Raw genomic sequence first — 1,611 nt, forward strand, 5'->3', positions numbered from 1 at the left:
CCCGATATTCATACGACTGCGGGTAAATTGGCCGATCTTCGTAAACGTCTCGCGGTTGCGGAGATTCCCTCCGGTGAGGCGGCGGTGGACAAGGTCCACGCCAAAGGCAAGCTGACCGCCCGTGAGCGGATCACCGCGTTGCTCGACGAGGGCTCGTTCGTCGAACTCGACGCCCTCGCCCGGCACCGCTCCCAGAACTTCGGGTTGGCCGACAACCGACCCTTCGGTGACGGTGTCGTCACCGGCTACGGCACCGTCGACGGCCGCGATGTGTGCGTGTTCTCCCAGGACGCGACCGTCTTCGGAGGCTCGTTGGGTGAAATCTACGGCGAGAAGATCGTCAAGGTCATGGACCTGGCCGTCAAGACCGGACGCCCCCTGGTCGGCATCAACGAAGGTGCCGGAGCCCGCATCCAGGAAGGGGTCGTCTCCCTCGGACTGTACGGCGAGATCTTCCACCGCAACGTCCGCGCCTCCGGAGTGATCCCACAGATCTCGGTGATCATGGGACCCGCCGCCGGCGGGCACGTCTACTCCCCGGCCCTGACCGACTTCGTGGTCATGGTCGACGGCACGAGCCAGATGTTCGTCACCGGACCCGACGTCATCAAAACCGTCACCGGCGAAAACGTCACCATGGAAGAACTCGGCGGCGCGCACACCCACATGGAAAAATCCGGGGTCGCGCACTACGTCGCCTCCGGCGAACAAGACGCCCTCGACTACGTCCGCGACCTCCTGTCCTACCTGCCGTCGAACAATCGCGCCGACGCCCCCCGCACCGCACCGTCGGACCCGATCACCGGATCGATCGCCGACTCGCTCACCGCCGAGGACCTCGAACTCGACACCCTGATCCCCGACTCACCGAACACCCCGTACGACATGCACGAGGTGATTCGTCGGATCCTCGACGACGACGAGTTCTTGGAGGTGCAGGAGGGCCGGGCCCGCAACATCATCGTCGGATTCGGGCGCATCGACGGCCGCTCGGTGGGGATCGTCGCCAACCAACCCACCCAATTCGCCGGAACGTTGGATATCGATGCCTCCGAGAAAGCAGCCCGCTTCGTGCGGACCTGCGACTGCTTCAACGTCCCGATCATCACGTTGGTCGATGTGCCCGGGTTCCTGCCCGGCACCGGGCAGGAATACAACGGCATCATCCGACGCGGCGCGAAACTGCTCTACGCCTACGGCGAAGCGACCGTCGGGAAGATCACCGTCATCACGCGTAAGGCGTACGGCGGGGCGTACGACGTGATGGGCTCGAAGCACATGGGAGCCGACGTGAACCTCGCTTGGCCGACCGCGCAGATCGCCGTCATGGGAGCCTCCGGCGCTGTCGGGTTCGTCTACCGCAAACAACTGCTCGAGGCAGCGAAGAACGGGGAAGACGTCGACGCCCTCCGCCTGACACTGCAGCAGGAATACGAAGACACCCTCGTCAACCCCTACATCGCCGCCGAACGCGGCTACCTCGACGCCGTCATACCCCCCAGCCACACCCGCGGCCAGATCGTCACCGCCCTACGACTGCTCGAACGCAAACAAGTCACCCTCCCACCCAAGAAACACGGAAACATCCCACTATGAGCGAAGCGAATCATG

At 64.2% G+C, this 1,611-nt stretch carries 1 protein-coding gene; it reads left to right on the forward strand.

Annotated elements, in window-relative coordinates; genetic code table 11:
* Nucleotides 1-1,596, forward strand: a 1,596-nt coding sequence (locus CH271_RS12715) for an acyl-CoA carboxylase subunit beta (protein WP_218828497.1), incomplete at its 5' end; no start/stop codon positions are given.
* Between the last annotated feature and the right edge of the window lie 15 nt (nt 1,597-1,611).

This window comes from Rhodococcus sp. 05-340-2 (assembly GCF_002258915.1).
GTDB lineage: Bacteria > Actinomycetota > Actinomycetes > Mycobacteriales > Mycobacteriaceae > Rhodococcoides.